This is a genomic window from Microvirga sp. GN3, assembly GCF_055792825.1.
Map to the genome: position 1 here is coordinate 1 of NZ_JBVVAK010000070.1, position 18,914 is coordinate 18,914.

Annotated in this window: 19 protein-coding genes; 16 read left to right on the forward strand and 3 right to left on the reverse strand. The window is 57.7% G+C overall.

What is annotated here, in order from left to right; translation table 11 throughout:
• Positions 1–130: 130 nt before the first annotated feature.
• Positions 131–427 (forward strand): Bug family tripartite tricarboxylate transporter substrate binding protein, encoded by a 297-nt coding sequence (locus tag ACS5Q1_RS27405; RefSeq protein WP_473101183.1) that lies wholly within the window; start codon positions 131–133, stop codon positions 425–427.
• Between the two features lie 214 nt (positions 428–641).
• Here the strand turns inward: ACS5Q1_RS27405 and ACS5Q1_RS27410 are convergent, their stop codons facing one another.
• Positions 642–1,589, reverse strand: a complete 948-nt coding sequence (locus ACS5Q1_RS27410) for a LysR family transcriptional regulator (RefSeq protein ID WP_473101142.1) — start codon at positions 1,587–1,589, stop codon at positions 642–644.
• A 138-nt stretch (positions 1,590–1,727) separates the two neighbouring features.
• Here ACS5Q1_RS27410 and ACS5Q1_RS27415 point away from each other — a divergent pair, with 138 nt between their 5' ends.
• From ACS5Q1_RS27415 to ACS5Q1_RS27460, 10 genes are all read left to right on the forward strand, one after another.
• Positions 1,728–2,432: a haloacid dehalogenase type II gene (locus ACS5Q1_RS27415; protein WP_473101143.1), complete on the forward strand. Its 705-nt coding sequence runs from the start codon at positions 1,728–1,730 to the stop codon at positions 2,430–2,432.
• Positions 2,419–3,654 carry a CaiB/BaiF CoA transferase family protein gene (locus ACS5Q1_RS27420; protein WP_473101144.1) on the forward strand — a complete coding sequence of 412 codons (1,236 nt, stop codon included), beginning with the start codon at positions 2,419–2,421 and terminating at the stop codon, positions 3,652–3,654. The genes ACS5Q1_RS27415 and ACS5Q1_RS27420 overlap by 14 nt, the downstream gene beginning before the upstream one ends.
• Entirely contained in the window at positions 3,654–4,100 is a 447-nt protein-coding gene (locus tag ACS5Q1_RS27425; RefSeq protein WP_473101145.1) for a PaaI family thioesterase, read from the forward strand. The genes ACS5Q1_RS27420 and ACS5Q1_RS27425 overlap by 1 nt, the downstream gene beginning before the upstream one ends.
• A 20-nt stretch (positions 4,101–4,120) precedes the next feature.
• The gene (locus tag ACS5Q1_RS27430; RefSeq protein ID WP_473101146.1) at positions 4,121–5,170 is read left to right on the forward strand and encodes a zinc-dependent alcohol dehydrogenase family protein; all 1,050 of its coding nucleotides are present in this window, start codon (positions 4,121–4,123) and stop codon (positions 5,168–5,170) included.
• A 141-nt stretch (positions 5,171–5,311) separates the two neighbouring features.
• Positions 5,312–6,145, forward strand: a complete 834-nt coding sequence (locus ACS5Q1_RS27435) for an alpha/beta fold hydrolase (protein WP_473101147.1) — start codon at positions 5,312–5,314, stop codon at positions 6,143–6,145.
• 403 nt (positions 6,146–6,548) lie between these two features.
• On the forward strand, positions 6,549–7,598 hold the full coding sequence (locus ACS5Q1_RS27440) for a zinc-dependent alcohol dehydrogenase family protein (protein WP_473101148.1): 1,050 nt from the start codon (positions 6,549–6,551) through the stop codon (positions 7,596–7,598).
• A 420-nt stretch (positions 7,599–8,018) separates the two neighbouring features.
• Entirely contained in the window at positions 8,019–8,504 is a 486-nt protein-coding gene (gene tnpA / locus ACS5Q1_RS27445) for an IS66-like element accessory protein TnpA (RefSeq protein ID WP_473101149.1), read from the forward strand.
• Positions 8,501–8,854, forward strand: a complete 354-nt coding sequence (tnpB, locus tag ACS5Q1_RS27450) for an IS66 family insertion sequence element accessory protein TnpB (protein ID WP_473101150.1) — start codon at positions 8,501–8,503, stop codon at positions 8,852–8,854. The genes tnpA and tnpB overlap by 4 nt, the downstream gene beginning before the upstream one ends.
• A gap of 62 nt (positions 8,855–8,916) precedes the next feature.
• The gene (gene tnpC / locus ACS5Q1_RS27455; RefSeq protein ID WP_473101151.1) at positions 8,917–10,479 is read left to right on the forward strand and encodes an IS66 family transposase; all 1,563 of its coding nucleotides are present in this window, start codon (positions 8,917–8,919) and stop codon (positions 10,477–10,479) included.
• A gap of 17 nt (positions 10,480–10,496) precedes the next feature.
• Positions 10,497–10,775, forward strand: a complete 279-nt coding sequence (locus ACS5Q1_RS27460; RefSeq protein WP_473101152.1) for a hypothetical protein — start codon at positions 10,497–10,499, stop codon at positions 10,773–10,775.
• A gap of 1,231 nt (positions 10,776–12,006) precedes the next feature.
• On the opposite strand, the gene ACS5Q1_RS27465 is transcribed toward ACS5Q1_RS27460, so the two are convergent.
• Entirely contained in the window at positions 12,007–12,267 is a 261-nt protein-coding gene (locus ACS5Q1_RS27465) for an SWIB/MDM2 domain-containing protein (RefSeq protein WP_262265905.1), read from the reverse strand.
• Between the two features lie 456 nt (positions 12,268–12,723).
• Between ACS5Q1_RS27465 and ACS5Q1_RS27470 the strand changes: the two genes are divergently transcribed.
• The 5 genes from ACS5Q1_RS27470 (at position 12,724) to ACS5Q1_RS27490 (ending at position 16,428) form a co-directional block, all read left to right on the forward strand.
• The gene (locus ACS5Q1_RS27470) at positions 12,724–13,683 is read left to right on the forward strand and encodes a threonine ammonia-lyase (RefSeq protein ID WP_473101153.1); all 960 of its coding nucleotides are present in this window, start codon (positions 12,724–12,726) and stop codon (positions 13,681–13,683) included.
• A gap of 343 nt (positions 13,684–14,026) precedes the next feature.
• Complete coding sequence (locus ACS5Q1_RS27475; protein ID WP_473101154.1) at positions 14,027–14,995, forward strand: IS5 family transposase; 969 nt, start codon at positions 14,027–14,029, stop codon at positions 14,993–14,995.
• A 65-nt stretch (positions 14,996–15,060) separates the two neighbouring features.
• Complete coding sequence (locus ACS5Q1_RS27480) at positions 15,061–15,279, forward strand: hypothetical protein (protein WP_473101155.1); 219 nt, start codon at positions 15,061–15,063, stop codon at positions 15,277–15,279.
• Between the two features lie 163 nt (positions 15,280–15,442).
• Positions 15,443–15,850: an MbcA/ParS/Xre antitoxin family protein gene (locus tag ACS5Q1_RS27485; protein ID WP_473101156.1), complete on the forward strand. Its 408-nt coding sequence runs from the start codon at positions 15,443–15,445 to the stop codon at positions 15,848–15,850.
• 95 nt (positions 15,851–15,945) lie between these two features.
• The gene (locus ACS5Q1_RS27490) at positions 15,946–16,428 is read left to right on the forward strand and encodes a hypothetical protein (RefSeq protein WP_473101157.1); all 483 of its coding nucleotides are present in this window, start codon (positions 15,946–15,948) and stop codon (positions 16,426–16,428) included.
• Between the two features lie 602 nt (positions 16,429–17,030).
• On the opposite strand, the gene ACS5Q1_RS27495 is transcribed toward ACS5Q1_RS27490, so the two are convergent.
• On the reverse strand, positions 17,031–18,656 hold the full coding sequence (locus ACS5Q1_RS27495; protein ID WP_473101158.1) for a DUF1254 domain-containing protein: 1,626 nt from the start codon (positions 18,654–18,656) through the stop codon (positions 17,031–17,033).
• Positions 18,657–18,914: the final 258 nt, after the last annotated feature.

The window sequence follows — 18,914 nt, forward strand, 5'->3', positions numbered from 1 at the left end:
TGACTATTCTGTATTGCTCGACGGATTGCCTCTGTCGTCGTGGCGCTGCCGTGTAGAACCTGCCCCATAGTGCTTCCTTCCACTCATGCGAAAAGATTGCACCATCAAAGTCCGGGATTAAACAGCTAGCATCCCAGACGTGCCCACCACGAGCGAGGTCGGCCTGCCTGGCGTCGAATTCTCGGTTTGGCACGGGCTCTTTGTTCCAAAGGGAACACCACCGGCTGTCATTGACCGGCTAAATGACGCATTGCGCAAGAGCCTGGACGAGGAATCTGTCATTCAAAGCTTCAAACAACTGGGCGCCGATGTCGTTCCAGCCGCCGAACGTACACCTGAAGCATTGGGCCAGACCCTTGTAAGCGATATCGACCGCCTGAGTGAGATTGCCCGACGTGCAGGCATGAAGGCCGAGCCGCCGAAGTAAAGCAAACAGCTAACGAACCATTTACTTGGCCTGACGAGACGGGTTTCTACAGTCCACCTCATGTCCAAGGCGTTTGCCTTTGAATCGATTGGTCCTACGTTATGAACCGCCTCAAACGGCCAGGTTTTCCCTTAAACCGCACTACACTCCGCCCGTGAGGCAAGGTGAGCTCCAAGACCTGCCAACATAGAATGCAAGGAACGACCGCTCCGGATCAGGCCGACCTGGGTGTCGAGGCAGAGCGGTCGGTCGCCAGCGCTTCCAATCCCTTCGCTATAGACGCGAGAGTTTCTCGAAGCCACAGTATGGACTGGTTGCCCTCATGCCTCCTGTGCCAATAAATCGACCATTCGAACGGATCTGACGCGAATGGAAGTTCCCGGATTGTCAGCGTGCTGCGTGCGAGTGCGGTTGCCAAACGTCGTGGCATGACCGAAATGAGATCTGATCGCTTGAGGACATGGGGTACGAGCAACCAATGCGGCACGTTGAGGGCGACCCGACGCGCGAGCCCCTGCCGGGCTAGGACATCATCCACGAACCGAAGGTCCGTCGGCGACATCGACACCTTCAAATGCTTCGCTGCCAGAAATTCGGACAGTGATAAAGTTTCAGACCCTAACGGGTGCCCTTCTCTCATTACGCAGACCATCTGATCATCCATAAGTGCCTGCGACTTGATAGAATTTGCATGGGAAAGCCCCATGCTGACCGCAATGTCAACCTCGTCCTTCTCTATGGCCTCGACCGTACGGTTGGGAGGTAGGTGCACGATATCGAACTCGAGCCCAGGAGCCTCTCTCTTAATCCTGTCGAACAGGGGCGGAAGTAGGAGCAGCCCCAAAAGGTCGGACAACCTCAATGTGAATGTCCGGGACGACGTCGCTGGGTCGAAGACCGGCTCGCTATCCAGCACCCTCTCGATCTGACGAAGCACCTGTCGGACCGGCTCGGCTAGTTCCAGCGCGCGAGGGGTCGCCTGCATCCCGATCGCCGTGCGCACGAGCAGATCATCCTTGAAGATATGCCGGAGGCGGGCAAGAGCGTTACTCATTGCTGGTTGGCTGAGACCCACCTTATCGGCAGCACGAGTGACATGCAGTTCCGTCAAGAGCGCATTCAGCGCTACAAGGAGGTTGAGATCGACAGCCCTGAGATTCATGAACAGCTTACCGGATGATGGCCTAGCATACATTCACGCCACGAATGTGGACAGAACAATTATCCATTGGGCGATTAATGCTCAATCCGCTTTTATGGCGATCGAGCGGGCGCGTTTCCGCAGATGAGGACAATCAAAATGGCGGATCTCGAGAATCTTAAGAATAGAATCAAAGTCTGCATGTTCGACCAGTACGGCACGGTCGTCGACATGCAGGGAGGGCTAACGAAAATTGCCACGCCATATCTTGAGGGCAAGGGCTGGAAGGGCAATCCGAACTCCTTCGTGACTTGGTGGCGCCGCACTCACTTCGAGAATTCGATGATTGACGCCCTGCTTCACAAGGAGCACACGCCGTATCGCGAGATCGGCTTCCGGGCGGTCTCGTACGTGCTCGACCGCTGCAAGATTTCCTATACGGATGACGAAGTCCGCGGCCTTGTATCCGAAATTGAGAAGCTGGAATGCTTCCCCGAGGTGCCAGCAGCACTGGCGAAGCTGCAAACCAAGTATCAGCTCGTAGTACTCTCGAACGGCGACCCCGACATGCTCGAGACGGCGAAGGAATATCACAAGGTGCCGTTCGACCGCGTGATCTCAGTCAAGGAGGCCAACTCCTTCAAACCGCACGTCGCGACGTATACTAAGGCGGCGGAATTGCTCGGCCTCCGCATGGACGAGGTGCTCTTCGTCGCCAACCATGCCTTCGACGTGATCGGCGCAAAGGCCGCCGGCATGAGAACCGCCATGATCAACCGTCGCAATCGCCCGTTCGAGCGCACTCCGTACCAACCCGACATCACGGTGCCGACTATGACGGACCTCGCCAATGCAATGGTCTGATGGACTACCACTCGAAGGCGTGAAGGTCCTCGATCTTTGCCGTGTCGTCTCGGGGCCATTCGCGACGATGCAATTGGGAGACCTGGGCGCCGACGTGCTCAAGGTCGAGGAACCGGCGCAAGGAGACGAGGCACGGACCTATGGACCGCCCTTTGTCGGCGGCGAGAGCGCCTACTTCCTTTCTGTGAACCGGAATAAGCGCAGCTGCGCCGTGGATCTCAAGTCTGCGGCGGGCAAGGAACTTGTACTGCGGTTGGCGTCAGTCGCCGATGTCATCATCGAAAACTTCCGTCCCGGCACGATGGAACGCCTGGGGCTCGGGTTCGAGAAGCTTCGAGAAGTCAATGAACGCCTCCTGTACTGTGGCATCTCCGGTTTCGGCCGCTCTGGGCCGGAGGCCCCCCGACCAGGTTACGATCTCATCCTGCAGGGAGAGTCCGGGGTCATGGACATCACGGGCGAGGCAGACGGTCCGCCGACTAAGGTCGGCACCTCGATCGCTGATTTGGTGACCGGCTTGTACGCCACACAGGCCGTGTTGGCGGCCTTGGCCCAGCGGCAGCGCACGGGCAAGGGAGGTCGCGTCGATGTCTCCATGCTCGACTCCATGGCTTCGCTGCTTACGTTCAACGCGGGAATGTATTTCGCCTCTGGGAAGAGTCCGAAACGGCGAGGTAATGCGCACCCGACCATCAGCCCCTATGAGACATTCCGGTCGTCCGATGGCTGGTTTAACCTGGGCGTCGCCAATGATCGCTTCTGGGTGTCGTTCTGTAAAGTAATCGAGCGACCTGATCTCCTTGATGAACCCCGCTTCGCGCGTGCTTCTGATCGAGCGGCACTCAAAAGCGAACTCAAGGCGATTTTGGAGCCGATTTTCGTGGAGAAGCCGAGGGACCACTGGACGTCACTCTTTTCTGGCGCCGGGATTCCTTGCGGTGCGATCAAATCGGTCGGGGAAGTTTGCGAAGCTGAGCAGCTTGCACTGCGAGGCGTCTCCCGATCGACCGAGCATCCTTCCGCCGGAACGCTGCGTTACCTAGCGAGCGCGATCCGCTTCGACGATCGGCCGCCACCGGATGCAAGGCGCCCCCCACTCTTGGGCGAACACACCCAAGAGATCCTCGTTGAGTGGCTTTCTGCGAGCCAAGACGAAGTGGCCGAGCTCGCCGGGCGCGGAGCTTTCGGCCCGGCCCATGCCAGACCCACGGAGAGCGTGTGATGGAAGACCTGCACGCCCGAAGAGCCAGCTTAGGGGCGAAGATGCTCGACAGAGCGAGTGCCGAACAACGGCAGGAATTCAACTCATTCTTTCTGTCGCGCCTGCTCGGCTTCGAAGTATCTTACCCCGGCAACGAATGCATCGTTGAGTTCGAGGCGATCCCGACGCTTTTCAACCCGCAGGGAACCTTACACGGAGGCGTTTTGGCGACTGCTATGGATATCTCAATGGGCCACCTCCTTCACCATCGCGCGAGCGCAGGAGCCACACTGGAAATGAAAGTCCAGTACATCGCTCCGATCAAGGCGGGCAGGGTGGTCTGCCGAGCCTCGTTTCTGCGCCAGGGCCGCGGCATTTCCTATTTGCAATCGCATGCATACAGAGAGGACGGTGAACTCGCGGCCCACGCCACTGCGACATGGAAGCTTCTGAAGCCAGAGACATAGCTGCAGCTAGGAGAACGCACATGAAGGCCGTCTATTTCCTCGGCGACCGCAAGATTGACATCCGTGACGTCCCTGACCCGACACCTGGTCCAGGTGAGGTGATATTGGAGATCAAGGCCTCCGGCATGTGCGGAACCGATCTGAAATATTACCGAGCAAAGGACGGAGCGGGATCGATTGGCCTGGGGAAACAGGTGAACATGCCCATCATTGCTGGTCATGAGCCCTGTGGCATCGTTTGCGAAATCGGCGCCGGCGTGTCGGGACCACTGGCCCGCATCGGGCGCCGCGTCATGAATCATCACTACTCAGGCTGCGGATGCTGCCGGCAATGTCGTAGTGGCTGGACGCAAATGTGCGATGATGGCTCCACGACCTTCGGTGCCAACGGTGACGGCGCCCACGCCAAATACATGAAGGTCCCAGCCGACTCGTTGGTCGCCCTACCCGACAATCTCTCGTTTCAGGCCGGTGCGGCGATTTCATGCGGAACCGGAACAGCATGGGGAGGCTTAGAGCGTGTGAGCATCCGCGGCGATGACACCATTGCTATTTTCGGGCAAGGACCGGTCGGCCTCAGCGGAACACAGCTCGCCTCGGCCATGGGCGCACGTGTCATCGCGCTCGACGTCGATGAGAGTCGTTTACAACGCGCCAAGGAGTTCGGAGCAGATCTGGTCATCAATCCCAACGTCGAAGACGCCGGCAACGCGATTTTGGACGCAACGCACGGCCGAGGCGTCGAGTGTTCCATGGATTGCACGGGATCGCCTCAGGCGCGCTCGGCAGCTGTGCGCTGTGCGGGAAAGTGGGGGCGGGTTGTTTTCCTGGGCGAGGGCGGCGACGTTACCATTGATGTCAGCAATCACATGAACCGGAAGCAACTCTCCATATTCGGGAGCTGGACGTTCAGTAAAAATGGCCAAGAAGCTTGTGCGCGATTTGTATCTGAACGAAGAATCGACGTCGATCACTTGTTCACTCATTCTTGGGGTCTCGAAGAGGCAGAGGAGGCCTACAGATTGTTTGACACGCAAACCACGGGGAAGGGATATCTGATCCCAGGTTAGCATCGTAGATGGCAAAACTGGCGAAAAACGGCAGACGTAATATTCTCCTACATGTGCCTCGGCACGATAGCCTCGTGTCTTATCATCAGTGCTTTCTAGGGCGCTGGAACAAACTGGTCGGAGCAGCGAGGAACCAACCGGATGCGGCTCTCAGATCTTGAGTTCGCTGAAGCATGGAGCAATGCTCAAGTAAGTGCATTCCAGCATGCGATTCAATGGGCTGCCTGCAGAATCGTATACCGAGAGTGGAATCCCGATGGCCGAACGGCTCTGGTTCTGGTTCATGGTGGCTCAGGCAGCTGGCTCCATTGGCTGCCTGTTATTGCACCACTATCATCTCGATGCAGGGTTATCGCGGTCGATCTGCCTGGATTCGGTGATTCTCAGCCATCAGGCTGTTTGAGCTTTGAACATGTTGCAAAAGGGCTTGCAATTGTCCTAGAACATATCGCCGCTCCCAAAATTAATATCGTCGGGTTCTCCTTTGGAGCTGTCGTGGCAGCCACAACATTAGAGAACCTCAAACGTCCATACCGACTACATGTAATGGCGCCGGCAGGCTTTGGCCAATCGGAAATTGCTAAACACAAGTTCGTCCCATGGAAGAGCGAGCTGAGTCCGAGTGAACGGCTTTCTGCTCATAAGCGAAACCTGATTACAGGAATGCTTGCAGACGCTCGCCACGCCACGCCCCATGTAGTCCAAGCCTATGCTCAAGCAGTGGAAGCCACTGGTTTCGACAGTCGATCTGCCTCATTTTCGAAACGGTTTGAGAATGCGCTATCCAAAGTCAATCTTGGTTCCGTGCTTTGGAGCGGAACTGATGCATTCATGACGCAAGACCTAACTCGGCGCATCGATCTGGTGCGCAGAGCCCATCCCACGGTCCCCCAATTTGTAATCCCCAACTGCGGCCACTGGATACAGCTGGAGGCACCAGATTGTGCCGCGAGCTGGTTACTTTCACATGTATGAGGAACGGGTTCGGTCGATATCTGGGTGGCGATATCCAGCTGGCCGCCTCACTCCCGCCAACTCGTAGGCCTTCGATGCACACTTTCCGCACGATCACGTCGCTGAACCAATGCCTTCGCGGCTATCGCACCTCGAATCTTCGGGTCGACTCCGGGCATAATATGAGCTTTCTGCAGGAGGGCGGATTCCGCCACTCGCCGACCGCCCTATCCAAGCAGCCCGAGGCGCGTCGGCACCTGTCTGCTCCGCTTACTGATGATGGTGACTTGTTCACCTATTGCGAGCGACGAATCGGAATAACTGCATGACGATTCAGAATTCGGCACGTCGCCAATTTGGCCCTAAGATAGAGTAGGACCATTTAGCATGGGTCAAAGTCCATATAGGGGAGTACATCCATCCCATGAAGGCCGTTTATTTTCTCGGTGACCGTAAAATCGAAGTTCGAGACGTCCCGGATCCGACACCAGGCTATGGGGAAGTGGTGATCGAAATCATGGCTTCGGGGATGTGCGGCAGTGACATTAAGTACTATCGCGCGAAAGACGGCGCCGCCTCGATAGGTTTTGCATCGGCATCCAGCGACCCGATTATTGCGGGGCATGAGCCTTGCGGGGTCGTTTGTGAGGCTGGCCCAGGGGTAAGCTCTTCTCTTGCTCGCATCGGCCGTCGCGTCATGAATCATCACTACGCTGGCTGTGGTTGTTGCCAATCGTGCCGGACGGGTTGGACGCAGATGTGCGACGACGGCTCAATCACCTTTGGTGTTAACGGAAACGGTGCACATGCAAAATACATGAAAGTTCCGGTGGACACGCTGCTAGCGCTGCCCGACGATCTCTCGTTTCAAGCCGGCGCGGCGATATCCTGTGGAGTGGGAACGGCTTGGGCAGCCTTAAATCGCGTCGCGCTTCGAGGTGATGATACCGTTGCGATCTTCGGTCAGGGGCCTGTGGGGCTTAGTACCACACAGTTGGCAGTGGCTTTTGGGGCCCGCGTTATTGCGCTCGACATGGATGAGAACCGTCTACGGCAGGCCCGGGAACTGGGTGCCGACGCGACGATTAATGTTAAGTCGCAAGACGCGGTCTCGGCAATCATGGATGCAACAAACGGTCGTGGAGCTGAATGTGCAATCGAATGTGCCGCCACGGCAGCAGCACGATCAGCGGCCGTTCGCTCCGTCGGCAAGTGGGGCCGTGTCGTCTTCTTGGGCGAAGGGGGAGACGTGACTATCGACGTTAGCAATGAAATGAACCGAAAGCAGGTAACTCTGTACGGCAATTGGACTTTGAGTAAGAGCCAACAAGCGGATTGCGCAAGGTTTGTGTCCGAACGCAAGATTGACGTTGATCGGCTCTTTACTCACTCGTGGCCGCTTGAGGATGCGATCGCTGCGTACGAACTGTTCGATACCCAGACAACGGGGAAAGGTTTTCTTGTCCCTAGTTAAATCTTAGCGGATGCTGGAGTCTGCACTGGTCACCGGCCTGACTGCACAGGGTGCGTGGACCGTGTTGACCCTTGATCGAAAAGAAAGGCTTTGAGGCAGGAAGTCCTATGCTGCTCGACGCCGCGCGGTCTACTCTTCGCGGCTTACACAGTTCCTCATCCACCAATACTGGTTCTCGTATCGGGGTCAGAACAAGAGCTGTTCCTGTTGACGCGATTAGATAGAACGGGTCGACGACCTTTCCGATAAGGCCTGCGAATTGACCTCTCAACGCGAAGCAAGAGGATACCCACGTCAGTCGGGTACCCGTTTGAAACTATTGCATTAATCGTAAGCGTGGCGTCATGGCCGCCTACCGAAGCGGCGATCAGGATGAGATAAGTGTCCACGAAGATTGAAGCGGACACTTAGGCGGCCTGCATGTCAGAGACGGAGCCTCGTCGTCGACGCAGTTGGACAACGGAGGAGAAGGGGCGACTTGTTGAGGAGGCCAGGCTCCTGGGAAACGCTGTCGCGGAGGTCGCCCGTCGGCGCGGCGTCAACAACAATCAGCTTTTCGGTTGGATCCGGGCGGCTGAAGCGGGCGAACTGGGACCTCGTCCGGCTTCTCTGGTGCTTCTCCCGGAGGCTTCGTCACACAATGAATTCATCCCGATCGGGGTATTCGGGACGTGCGACGACGAAGGGCCCGCGATCACGATGCCAGTGGCTCACTCGCCAAGCGCCAATCTAGTGGAGAGTTCGGCACAGCCGAGAGCCGAGAGGCCGACCAGAACGCCGACGCTGGAGGAGCGGCCTGGCGTGATCGAAATCGACCTGCCAAACGGTGCGCGTGTTCGGGTGGACGCCTTTGTCAACGAGCGGGCGCTGCGGCGGGTTCTGGCGGCCCTCGGTGCGAAGTCGTGATCCAGATCGCTGCGGGAACGAAGGTGTATCTGGCCTGCCAGCCGGTCGACATGCGCCGTGGATTCGACGGCCTGTCCGCGGAGGTCGTCAACAGGATGAACGCCGATCCCTATTCCGGCCATCTGTTCCTCTTCCGCGGGAAAAGAGGCGACTATTTGAAAGCTCTCTACTGGGATGGAACCGGGATGTGCCTTTTTGCCAAGCGATTGGAACATGGCAAGTTCGTCTGGCCGTCGCTCGTCGATGGCGTGCTGCAAATGTCGGCGGCACAACTTGCTCTTCTCATCGAAGGGATGGATTGGCGACGGACGCTGATGCCCGAGCGCCTGCCGAAGCCGACAATGGCCTGATAACATACTGTTTTTGCAGATAAAAACGTAGCTGCATCGGGTCGCTTGTGCTAGAGAAACATATGTCTCTTGCTGCTCCCGATGTGCTGGCCGAACTGGAGGAGTTGCGCGCTTTGACCGCGCAGTTGCAGGCGGAGCTTTATGCCAAGAACCTCTATATCGAGAAGCTGAAGGCGCAGCTCGCGAGCCTGAAGCGCGCCCGCTTCGGCCGCTCCTCGGAGAAACTCGACCATCTCATCGAGCAACTGGAACTGGCGATTGCCGATCTGGAGGAGAGCGAGGCCCACACCGACATTGAGCGGACGGCAGCGCGGCCCATTGCATCCTCACCATCGGCTGGTGCAACGGCAAAACCGTCTCTGGGCCGCAAGCCATTACCGGCCCATCTGCCGTGTGAGACGATCGTGCACGAGCCGGATTGCACCTGCCCGAATTGCGGCGGGAGCGTCTTCAGCACGATCGGCACGGATGAACGTGAGGTGCTGGAATATGTGCCTTCGCACTTCAAGCGGGTCGTCCACCTTCGTCCGAAGTTGAGCTGCCGCGCGTGCGAGACGATCGTTCAGGCGCCGATGCCATCGCTGCCGATCGAGCGCGGCCGACCCGGTCCCAGCCTTCTGGCCCATGTTCTGGTCTCCAAGTATTGCGATCATCTTCCCCTGCATCGCCAGAGTGATATCTATGCTCGCGAAGGCGTCGATCTCGATCGCTCGACGCTAGCCGGCTGGGTCGGGGCCATGGCAGCGCTGCTTCAGGTCTTGAGTGACAGGATCGGAACCCATGCCCGTGCCGGCGAAACGGTGCATGCTGACGATACCCCCGTTCCGGTCCTCGACCCTGGACGCGGCAAGACCAAGACCGGCAGGCTTTGGACGGTTGTGCGCGATGAACGTCCATGGGGATCGGCCGTACCGCCCGCGGCGTTCTATGCCTACTCTCCGGATCGCAAAGGGGAGCGTGCCCAGCACCTGTTGTCGCAATGCCGGGGCTTCTTGCATGCCGATGCCTATGCCGGCTTCGACAAGCTCTATGCTGGCAATCCACTCACCGGCAAGACGCGCCTGATCCAGGTGGCCTGTTGGGCCCACGCCCGCCGCGATCTCTATAACGAGTTCCTGCGCAATCGCTCGCCTTCGGCGGAAAGGGCATTGGACCTCATCTCCGACCTGTTTGCGGTCGAAGCCGGGATCAACGGTTTGGACCCGGAAACGCGGCTCGCTGCACGCCTGGCCAGGTCGGTCCCTCTTCTGGAGATCCTGAAGAGCCATCTCGACACGACGCTCGCGCGCATCAGCGGCAAAAGCGAATTGGCCAAGGCGATCCGCTATATGACCTCCCGCTGGAGGGCGCTGACGGTTTACGCCACTGACGGGCGGCTTGAGATGAGCAACAATGCCGCTGAGCGGGCCATCAGACCTTTGGCCCTGGGCCGGAAAAATTATCTCTTCAGCGGTTCCGATGCCGGTGGCGATCGCGCAGCGGTCATCTACACCATCGTCGAAACCTGCAAAATGAACGGGATCAACCCACAAGCCTATCTCGCCGACGTCATCGAGCGCATCGCTGATCATCCGGCCAACAGGGTCGACGAACTGCTTCCATGGAATTGGACGCCACGGTCTTAGTGTCCACTTGACCACTGGTGGACACTATCCGGTCCCAGCCCGCGGCCATCACGCCACGCTTTCGGATCCTCCTGGACAATGCCGTCTTCAAGAAGTTCGGCGGGCGCGGCGCGCTCGAATGGGATCTGTTCCGGTGGGGCGGCACCGCGCTCGATACCAATGACCGCATCCTCTATGATCTCGCCACAGGCACGTTGTCGTACGATGCTGATGGGAGTGGTGCTGGCGCGGCGGTGAAGTTTGCTAGGATCGATCCGTGGCTATGGCTTACTCACGATAGCTTCAGGATCGTCTAAGATCCCGATTATTTAATGGTACGAGCAGCTGAACTGCGTCGTACGAGACCAAAGGGACGGTCGTTGGTAGTCCCTTCTTATTCTTTGCGCATTTGGGGTCAGAACAAGAGCTGTGCTCAATGACACGTTTAGTGCGAACGCATCGGCAACCTTCCTGACGCGGCTTAAGGATTGATCCGCAACGAGGCCGGAGATGATACTCGCGTCGATCTGGTACCGGCTTGAAACTGTTGCGCTTACTGCTTTGTCGAACCTATCCGGGCAGCGCCACTCTCTCACAGACGATATTTTGGAGAGCAGTCCCCTTCGCTATCAGTACTTCTGCCCTGGATAATGGCTCAGACCCCTAGATCCGACCTGTATTCAGCCATCGAGGAGGCCTCTCAGTCGACTGAGGAGCTCATGTTCTTGCTACGTACTACGTTACCGTGTCATTGGGAACTCTTCTTGCGCTGACCCCAGTCTTCGCTTGGCACGCCATGCCATGTGGCGTCGGAATGTGAGAATTAGCTGCATTGCGCCTCAAGCAATAAGGGGATTTCATAATTTCCATTCCACCCCCACTTTAGGCTTTTCCAATCAATTGCAACAAGAAATCGAAGAGCTCCGGCACCTTCGGCACTGACAAAACTAAGCCGATGACGAACCCGTATCGCCGACCAAACCGGAAAAGCTTTCTGCGGAAGCGCGTAATGTAAGATCCCTGAAGATGAAGCTTAAGGGCTTCTTCCATCGCATCAGCAAACTTATTGGTCCGCTTCATGCGGAAGCATGCATATACGCTTTGGGTAGGTTCCAGAACATTTCTAAGGATCTTCACAGGCGCAGTTCTCCATTAAGGGACGAATCAAACGCCGCGTGGGATTTCTTATGTGCCCCCTGGCCGGTGTACTAATCAAGAGCAAGGGCCTGTGGGATTCACCGACCTAGGCGACCACCCGCGCTATCCACAGAGGGCTGTGGACATCTTTCGCTGCTCAGCCTCCTCACCGGCGCATACAATTCCCAAACATGAACATGGAAGTCGTCGATACGGACTAGAGGAACTGCCTTACGAAAAAGACCCCAGCCGAGAGGGTAAGGGCTCTCTGCCGGGGTCTACTCCATGCATTGGGGGCTATGGAGATTGTTTGGGCTGATAGGCAACGCGCCCGTTGGATGCATCTTGAAACGGCCAAGCTTAACAATTCGTGCACGGATCACGGAGCCGAACTGGCCGCAGTAGGAAGGGTCAGGAGAGATGCTGAGCGAAATGCTTGTTCATCTCGAACATGCTGACCTTGCTCTTACCCCCGAATACGGCCTGAAGCTTCTCATCCGCCAGGATCTCGCGCTTGTTCTCAGGGTTCTGCAAATTGTTGGACTTGATATAATCCCACACCTTGCTCACCACCTCAGTGCGGGGCAGGGGGGACGAGCCAACGACCGCGGCCAGTTCATTCGAAGGCTGCAGCGGCTTCATCAGCGCCGGGTTCGGCTTTTTGTCTGCCATAATGAAACTCCTTTATTATGCCGGTCTGCCGTCTGCAGCGGCAAGGTGGCGGGACCATGGCGAACAAAGGCCTAACGGTCTCTTAATCCCAATATCGCCCTCCAAAAGCATCGTAAATCATGTTCCCTTTGAAGAGGGTACGGACCTGTCAGCCGAGATTGATCCTAATCGGATCGTCACCATCCCCGCCGTTTGCCCTGTGGCTTCGACATCATCTGCCGCATCGCTTCTTCGGCCCGTGCTCTTGCCTCTGCGTCATGGCTGAGATTGCGCACTTCTGACGGTTCTTCTTGCTGCTGCATCCCATTCTTGCGTGCCCGCCACTGCTTCGCCTGAGCGGCAGCGCTGGCCGCATTTGCTAGGGTCAAGACCTATAAACTGAGCGAAGAGTAAGATGATGGCTCGGAGCCTATCACAACACTTGTGACGGCAGTTTGCGTGTGCCAGCATAGCTTCATGACAAGGCTCAGCATCGACCGAATCAAAGAAGCCGTTCACAAAATCGACGGCGTTTTTCAGAACACGCCTCAGTATTGTTGCCCGCATCTCAGCAGAGCTTTGGGATGCCGCATCATATTGAAGGTCGAGACATTGAATCCTGTACGGAGTTTCAAAGGGCGCGGAACAGAAGCAGTGCTGGCCAATCTGGAAGAGACCGGTGGTCAAAAAATTGTGGTATGTGCAAGCGCCGGAAATCTTGGCCAAGCACTCGCGTACTGCGGAAACAACAGAGGCTTCGGAGTTACCGTAACAGCGTCATCCGCTGCCAATCCCTTAAAGATTGAACGTATGAAAGCACTGGGCGCAACAGTTGTTTTGGTAGAAGGGCAAATCGAAGAAGCACTTGAAGCCGCGATTGCACATTCCCAAAAAACCGGCGCATTCCTTGTCGAAGATAGTAAAAACATCGACACCTGCGAAGGCGCGGGGACAATTGGTCTGGAACTCGCCAAACTACCGTTTTCGTTGGATTCCGTTCTAATCTCACTTGGTGCTGGGGCGATGGCGACGGGTATTGGTTTTGCGTTGAAAGCTTATAGCCCGGACACCAAGGTTTTGTCTGTTCAGCCTGAAAATGCGCCCGCATTAACCCGGTCATACCTTGCCGGTGAAGTTGTCGAATCCGGGCCGCCCAACACAATCGCCGACGGCGTAGCTGGGAGGTACACCATCCCCGATGTTTTGGCAGATATGCTGGAAATTGTGGACGATGCCCTTTTGGTCGAGGAAGACAGTATCGTTGAGGGTATGAAGCTACTCTATAAGCACTCCGGCTTGATCGTTGAACCTGCCGCCGCGTTGGGTGTTGCCAGCATTCTTGAGAACCCGGACCGCTTTCGCGGGCAAACCGTCGCGACAGTTTTGTGCGGAAGCAATGTAGCACCTAAGGACTTCGAATATTGGGTGAGACTTTGAAACCATGAACGAAGAATCTGCAATTGGAAGGGAGGCCCCAGTTAAATTGGGCCGCTCTTAAAGCCAAGGTCGGCTTCGTCTGAGTAGCGGACTTGGCGAAGCTGGATTTCATTTGACGTAGCCCTGTGATTCAAATGCGGCAGGAGGACACCTGCTGATGTCTGATCAATTCTGGCTCACCAAGACTCAATTCGAGCGCATGGAACCCTATTTCCCGCTTTCACGCGGCGTTCCGCGCGTGGACGACCGACGTGTAGTCAGCCGCTTTGTTGCAGGGATGCGATTTGACAGCCAAACTGGAAGGCATAGGAGGGCTTCGCCCTCCTGATCTCGGATTTCTACCGTGCCCTTTAAGGCCAATGCCGCTCGCCGTCATCGCATCCCGAAGCAGCGGCACCGGGTGACGAACTGGGCCGAATACGACGCCGCATTGCGCCAGCGCGGAAGTCTCACCGTCTGGTTATCTGACGAGGCGATTGCCGCTTGGCGGGCCGAACCTCGTACAACGCGAGGCGGTCAATCCCACTATTCGGCTTTGGCAATCAGGACGGCGTTGACATTGCGGGCGGTGTTCCGGCTGGCTCTGCGTCAGACGGAGGGGCTGATCGGCTCAATCCTGAGGCTCCTCGGCCTGGATCTGGCGGTGCCGGATCACTCGACCCTGAGCCGACGCGCTGAAACCCTAGAGATCCCAAAGCCATATCCGAGCTCCAGAGGACCTGTTGACCTGCTGGTCGACAGTACCGGCCTGCGGCTTTGCGGTCCCGGCGAGTGGCTGGTCGAGAAGCACGGCACCCGGAGACGTCGGTCCTGGCGCAAGCTGCACATCGGTGTCGATGCCGAGACCGGACAGATCCTCGCCTCAGAGCTGACGACCAGCGATGTCGATGATGGCTCACAGGTTGAGCCGTTGCTCGACCAGATCACAGGTCCACTCGCCTCGTTCATCGGTGACGGGGCTTACGATCAGGCCGGCATCTACGATACCGTCGGCAAGTGCCATCCTGATGCTCATGTGATCGTGCCACCCCGATCAACGGCAGTGCTGAGCGAAATGGCAGAGAGCACTCCGACCCAGCGCGATCGGCATCTCCACAGCATTGCCGAGCATGGACGCATGGGCTGGCAGAAGCGGTCCGGGTACACTCGCCGGGCTCTGGTGGAGTCGTCCATCAGCCGCTTCAAACGAGTGATCGGTGACGCGCTGCGCTCGCGGACTGACCGGCGTCGTGCGACTGAGATTGCGATCGCTGTCAGGGCCTTGAACCGCATGCTCGAGCTTGGACGCCCGAAGTCTATCCGCACTGCTTAACCAAAGATACAGATGGGCTCAGTCCGTTCACCAGCCGATCCGTGCAACACGGCCAGGGAGCTCGTATGCGTAGGAACCTTGGCGTTCGGTCAGAACCGTTCGTGCGGCTCGATGATGAAAATGGCCTCCGGCATCTCGTGAGAGTGGGCCACGTCAACTCGCTGTCCGATACGGACCCGCTCCAGAACGAGACTTTCGTAAAGCTCGGGTCTCAGATCATCCGCGTTCCGGGGCCGCTCGACACAGTTGCCCTGCGAGTGCTGAGCGAGGGGGAGGACGACTGATGCCTCCGTTCCTTCGTCACTGCTGGGTGCGTCCTTGCGGAACGTTCGACCCGAATTCTGCGGATGAGCCAAGTGGATCGTCGCGAGAACGCAGGCACGCTTCTGGCTATTTTGTGGGTGCAAGGCGCAATGACGTATCAGATCGTGAGCGTCTGGTTTGACTATGGTGCCATCGATGCCTGCCTCTTCCGCAAAGCCCGCCGGAGCTGCACTGCGAACCTTCTTTCGCATCGCAGAGGCCTGGGACCTCACGTCCGAGGAACAGATCGCTATTCTTGGCATCCCTGAGCCTGCAATTTTCTTCCACTGGCGCAAGGAGCCGGACAAAGCCTCTCTCCCGGCAGATGTGCTTGAACGTCTTTCTCATGTTTTTGCGATCTACCGCAGTCTGCAGCTCCTCTTGCCTGACGAACGCGCAGCGGATGCGTGGATTAAGAAGCCGAATGCAGCATCCCTGTTTGGCGGGCGTTCGGCACTCGACATTGTGCTTTGTAGCGGTGCTGCAGATCTCACGTTGGTCCGAAGATATCTTGACGGGCAGCAAGGATTGGCCCTCGGGGGTGAGGACTGATGTTTCTACCAAAATGAAATGCGGGTGCAGAGGACGGCCGTCGAGATTTAGCGGGCACTGACCAGGTCACCAGTGCAATCGTCAGAGGATAGAAAATGGACATACCCACACGTCTCGAAGCCAATGCAATCATCGATCGTCTCGTCGCGGATGGTCAGACATTCTCTCGAGAAGACGCACGGCGCCTAATCGATTTGATTCCGGTCACAGCCAACTCACGCTTCTCGTTCAAGGGCTCGTTCAAAGGTCCTGGCTCCGGCATCAAAGGGCACGCGGCAGGTGTTGGAGACATAGAGATGAAAGGAGAGACGAGAGAAAAGCAGGTTTCGTTGAACACTCCGACCTCGCACAAGATCGGTGGCTACATAGTGATCCACACGCCCGGGCATATCGCGATTGATCTGATGTGGAGCGATACGAAAGGAGACAAGACCGGTCAGAGCTGCTCCCTGATATATGACCTAGGTACGAAGGAGCCTAAGGAGATGCATATCGCTCAGCAGAAGACCCTTGCAATATTCTTTCTCAGCTTCGCCTATATCTCGTATGTACCTTGGAAACGTCCTGCCGCAGGGTAGATCTGAATTGGTCTTCGTCAGTTCAGGGAAACACTAACGGGAAGTAGGCATGTAGGTATTATGACTGCGGTCCGTCTCATCGATCTACCTCTTGAGCCGCAATAATAGTACGCTCTCCTAAGAGCCATTGGATGGGCGCGGATCGCGTTGTGTATGCGATTCAAGGATCAGGCTGTAGCGCGTGCGCACCATTTACCAATCGATGGACGGACGGGCCGCGAATTGCTCAATCAAGCTTCTCGTGAGCGAACCATTCGTTTCTGCGTCACGACAACACTACCGATGGTGGGTAGCTATCCTATGCGAGCGTCCTCACTGACTGTAGACGCCGCCAAAGGATGCCTCACGCCTTCCGCTAACCGTTTGTCACATCTGCGCTTGCTGTTCGAGTTTGCCTCAGAGTTTTCCTGAAAGAACCCATTGGTCTGCCTCACCCTTAAAAGTGCGAATTCGTTGGTCCGGTTGGGAGGGCGAAGCGGACGTTTCGAGCAGCCCTGTTTTCTTCTGGAGTTGACCCGAAGCGGTCCTCTGCCTGTCGTCAAACTGATAGGCGCCATCCCTTGAGGGTTCGGCTGGCCAGCAGTGCCGGCCAGCGCTCTTGGTCAGCGCACCAATTCGATCTCGCCCGGACGCCAAGCCTTAGTGAAGAAGGGCTCAAGCGGGCTGTAGAGGCGCAGGATCGTGAACCAGCCCTTGCTAGGCATGGTCTGGATCCAGTTGCCCCGCGTCACCCCCTCAGGCTGCCGCGGACCGAAGTAGACTGTCGTCGAGCCGTCGGCATTCGGTTCGGCGGCGGGTGAGGGATAGCTCTGGCTGCCGGCGCGCGGATAGCGCTGCGGCGTGTCAAGCATCGACCGCGTCATGTTATCGTACACGGTGAACGACCAGAAGTTTGCCTCCGGAATGTCCTTGGGCAGGGTCACCTTGTAAGTCTTGGCACCATCGAAGTGGTTCTTGTCGGCGTCCAACATCGCCAACAGATATTGCGAGCCGATGCCGGGCAGGCGCATGGCCATAGCGGGCGTGATGCCGGTGACGCCGTAGAAGAAGTTCGTCCGCGCATCCATCGTCCGATAGCCGGTGGCCGGGTAGGGCTTGGCACCCGCAGGCGTGATCACTGGGATCGGAGTCTCGAACTCGTAGCCGGTCTCGAACAGGTAGTTGAACCACGCCGAATTTGGATAATAGAACCAGCCCGGATCGCGCGGACTCATGAACAGGCTGCGTGAGGTCGCGTTGGCCACGGCGAGCGCTTCGGTCATGATCTTCTTCATGCGCTCGTCGGGCGCAAAGGGCTTGCCCTTGACAATGCCGATCGCGGCGATCGACCCCATGAGCTCGGGGTCGAGCGAAGTGGCGGGCTCGCGTTGCACCACCTCGTTCAGCATCTCGAAGAAGGTCCAGTCATTCGGCGGAATGGTGTTCATCACCTTGCCGCTGCCTTCATGGAACACGGTCGGTGGCGGCGGCGTGACCCGTCCGAGTTTGGCATTGCCGGCCAGGAACTCGGCGATCGGCGTGCCGACCCCGCCAGGCTCATAAGGGTAGACCTTGGTGAACTTGCGGATGGTCTCGGCCACTGGCTTGGGATCACTATGGTTTTCCAGAAACGACCTACCAAACCACAGGATCGTGTTCGTCCTGGCGCGCGCGACGAAGAACCCGCCCTCGGGCAGCGGACCGCTGTAATCCGGCGGCACGATCAGATACTTGCCGCCCACGCCGCGGTCAGGGCCGGGCAGTCCGAGGTCGACGACCCAGCGGAACCAGGCGTCCTGCACGACGCCGAGGAATTCGGGTGGCGTTTCCAGCACCATCGGCCCCTTGGTCAGATCGAGGGCGCCCATGACGTAGATCGTGTCGGCATTGGCGGTCAGGAACAGCGACTTGGCGTCCATCAGCTCGGAGAAGACGAGGACCTCATTGTCCTTGACCCCGATGCTCTGCATGCCGTTGCGCAGGGCGTGGATGCTGACGCCCCGCATGTTGTCCATGAACGCGCGAAACGCGTACGTGAAGTCGAGGTTGTCGTAGAGCTTGTCCAGGGTTGCCTTGCTCGGCACGCCGTCCCTGAACTCAAGCGTGCCGAGGCGCGTCTCGACTTTGTCCGGTGTGGTGATCGCCGGAGGGATTGCGGGGGGCGTCTGGGCTGTGGCTTCAATCTTACCGACGAAGAGGCCGGCGGTCGCGAGGACCAGCGCCAGGCCGGAAATGCTGCGATGCTTCATGGTTCGTCCCTTGGTAGGTCTCGAAGACTTGATCGAGATGACGGCAATGCGCTTGCCTTTGGGACCCCCGCGCCCTGTCCCAGTCTAGCACGGCCCGGCCGAGTTAAGCTGGGCCTTATGAAGCGTCGGGTTGACCCTTTGGAACTATTCTGCTCAGCGACATCGGCTTCAGGCGGAGTATTCGTGTTGGTGACTTCCTGACCGTCCACTCCCGACGAAGGCGGTCCGGGGCACAAGACGCGAATGGCCGCTCCTGGC

Excerpts from the sequence above, each read along its gene's own strand:
- ACS5Q1_RS27410 (WP_473101142.1), bottom strand. The coding sequence starts at position 1,589 with ATGAATCTCAGGGCTGTCGATCTCAACCTCCTTGTAGCGCTGAATGCG.
- ACS5Q1_RS27415 (WP_473101143.1), top strand. The coding sequence starts at position 1,728 with ATGGCGGATCTCGAGAATCTTAAGAATAGAATCAAAGTCTGCATGTTC.
- ACS5Q1_RS27420 (WP_473101144.1), top strand. The coding sequence starts at position 2,419 with ATGCAATGGTCTGATGGACTACCACTCGAAGGCGTGAAGGTCCTCGAT.
- ACS5Q1_RS27425 (WP_473101145.1), top strand. The coding sequence starts at position 3,654 with ATGGAAGACCTGCACGCCCGAAGAGCCAGCTTAGGGGCGAAGATGCTC.
- ACS5Q1_RS27430 (WP_473101146.1), top strand. The coding sequence starts at position 4,121 with ATGAAGGCCGTCTATTTCCTCGGCGACCGCAAGATTGACATCCGTGAC.
- ACS5Q1_RS27435 (WP_473101147.1), top strand. The coding sequence starts at position 5,312 with ATGCGGCTCTCAGATCTTGAGTTCGCTGAAGCATGGAGCAATGCTCAA.
- ACS5Q1_RS27440 (WP_473101148.1), top strand. The coding sequence starts at position 6,549 with ATGAAGGCCGTTTATTTTCTCGGTGACCGTAAAATCGAAGTTCGAGAC.
- tnpA (WP_473101149.1), top strand. The coding sequence starts at position 8,019 with ATGTCAGAGACGGAGCCTCGTCGTCGACGCAGTTGGACAACGGAGGAG.
- tnpC (WP_473101151.1), top strand. The coding sequence starts at position 8,917 with ATGTCTCTTGCTGCTCCCGATGTGCTGGCCGAACTGGAGGAGTTGCGC.
- ACS5Q1_RS27465 (WP_262265905.1), bottom strand. The coding sequence starts at position 12,267 with ATGGCAGACAAAAAGCCGAACCCGGCGCTGATGAAGCCGCTGCAGCCT.
- ACS5Q1_RS27470 (WP_473101153.1), top strand. The coding sequence starts at position 12,724 with ATGACAAGGCTCAGCATCGACCGAATCAAAGAAGCCGTTCACAAAATC.
- ACS5Q1_RS27480 (WP_473101155.1), top strand. The coding sequence starts at position 15,061 with ATGCGTAGGAACCTTGGCGTTCGGTCAGAACCGTTCGTGCGGCTCGAT.
- ACS5Q1_RS27485 (WP_473101156.1), top strand. The coding sequence starts at position 15,443 with ATGGTGCCATCGATGCCTGCCTCTTCCGCAAAGCCCGCCGGAGCTGCA.
- ACS5Q1_RS27490 (WP_473101157.1), top strand. The coding sequence starts at position 15,946 with ATGGACATACCCACACGTCTCGAAGCCAATGCAATCATCGATCGTCTC.
- ACS5Q1_RS27495 (WP_473101158.1), bottom strand. The coding sequence starts at position 18,656 with ATGAAGCATCGCAGCATTTCCGGCCTGGCGCTGGTCCTCGCGACCGCC.